At 43.1% G+C, this 2112-nt stretch carries 1 protein-coding gene; it reads right to left on the reverse strand.

The genetic code is table 11. The features are described 5' to 3' along the window. Window positions 1-559 precede the first annotated feature (559 nt). Window positions 560-988, reverse strand: coding sequence for a DUF6943 family protein (locus C4S61_RS21540; protein WP_103926838.1), 429 nt, complete (start codon window positions 986-988; stop codon window positions 560-562). Window positions 989-2112: the final 1124 nt, after the last annotated feature.

A 2112-nucleotide genomic window follows, 5' to 3' on the forward strand; every position in this document is an offset into this window, starting at 1 on the left:
AAAGCGACTAAGTCACTCTTGTCCGTGACCTAATCGCTCTCAAAATTTTACCTTCAATTTTAGCTACTTTTTCAGTGGCCTCGCCGATTTGGTGGGGCTTTTTCTTTTAAGCAAAGCCCCTAAAAGGGCAATGCTGAAAGCTGGCGAACACCTGATGGATAACGCCAAAGGCAACAACCACAAGGAAGGCGATAAACCCTAACGCCTGTGTGATGCTGGGCAATGATAGCCGACTTGCGAACATAGCGACTATATGCATGAGGTGAAAGCTGCAAGAACTGATGAAGGACCTGCGGAGTAAATGGGCAAATGCCTGGATGGCTGCCGGAACTGATACGTGGATGCTTTTGCATAATAAATAAATTTTATGTGCATCTCTCAGCATGGCGGATAAAAAAACCAAAAGGAAACGGAATAAATGATAGCCTTGTGCGGTGGGTCTGTGTTTATGCCGTAGTCTTTTGGTTTTTTTAGGTTGGCTTTGTGTGTCTGCCCGCCATGCTACCTTTGCACATGAAAATTTATTTATGCAACGAGCAGTATCATGTAAGGGGCTGCCCTACATTTTGCTTTTTAAGTGCCGGTAAATCATGGCTCTTTTCAAATCATTGATTAAAGCCAACTGCTGCCGGATATTCTTTTCCCTTTCTTCCAGCTGCTTGATTTTATCAACTGTTGCGGTGTATTCGTTTTCCTGTGTGCTTACCACTGCTGCCTGAGTGCTTACCTCTTGCTTAAATTCAGCAATCCTAATAAACGGAATAACTGAACCAGTGAGCAACTGATGAAAATATTTTGCTTTCCACAAACCGAATAGCAGCCAGAAATAAAAATCCTTTTGCTTTTGATTTTTGCAGATGCAAACAAATGAATTTGGACATGGTGCAGTAAGAGGCTTACCGCTGTTTAATCCTTTGCAAAGGATGTAAAACTCAAACTCTGTGGCTTGATTTTTTGGGCTGTACGTTTGAAACTTTGGACTGTGCATGATTGTAGCTTTAAATTTTAAGCTGCTTTGAATCTTTGCAACTGCCCTGGTTCGCTTACGCTACGCAACACATATATAATTTGACAAAGAAAAAAAAACAGAAAAAAAAAGAAAGCAATCGCAGAGGTGGCGTGGCTAAAAAACCAAAAGGAAACGGAATAAGTCCCGAAGGGTGAAAGGCAAATACCAATAAAAAAATAAACAGATTATTTGCCTTTCATTATGCCGTAGTCTTTTGGTTTTTTTCAAGCGTTGGGCTGTGCCAGCCACCTACCTTTGCTGCACTTTTTATTTTTATTTTTTTCTGGATCATCTTTTCAACTTCTATTCTTCTTTAGAAAAAGGAAATCTGAATTGTATTTCTACAATGCTTATCAAACGCTATTAAATTTCAATTGGAGCCGAAATGTCTTTCGTGGGTCGGCTGGGGTAAACACTTCGCAGGAAAAAATAAAGCATACCGCTTTCAATCGTGCGGTGGGTCAAAAGCAAATGCAATGACTGAACGGAATGAAGCAAACCGGGTTGGTGGCTTGTAGTGGCATGAGCAATCCCGATTGAGGGTAGGTTACGTGCTTGGACTATCGGGATGCCATGACACGGAAAGCCTGTGTGATGGCTTTGTGGAATGCAGAGAAGGAATTGCTTTTGCTGTGCGGTGCTGAGGTTGGTGAAATGAACGGAGGCGAAATGCAGTGAAGGATAGTGAAGAGAATGAAGCGAAGCGGAATGAACGAAACGCCTGAACGGAATGGAGATGAAGTGAATGAACCTACCGCAAGCACATGGCCATCAAACAACTCATGCTTTATTTTTTACTGCACCGCTGAAAGGGTGGCGGGGTGTCGTGGGACTTCGGGTGGGGTGCGTTGGCAAAAGCACGGCTACATCCCGTTGTCGGGATGCTATGGTGTTGGCTACTTAACATAATGGCGACTTATGTGACAGCCACTGCGTTGGGATGCTTGCATAAGCGTGGGGTGGCTGTGCGAAGCGAACACATAAGACCGCATTATGTTTAAGTATGCTTCGTATCCATCCGACCAACCCATGTTGTAAGTAAAAAAATTTTATGTAGGTCGGTATTCTTTCCAGTTAGAGGGTAACAGCTGGTAGAGGCTTTT

Origin of the sequence: Algoriphagus boritolerans DSM 17298 = JCM 18970, assembly GCF_900108085.1 — a bacterium.
Taxonomy (GTDB): domain Bacteria; phylum Bacteroidota; class Bacteroidia; order Cytophagales; family Cyclobacteriaceae; genus Algoriphagus; species Algoriphagus boritolerans.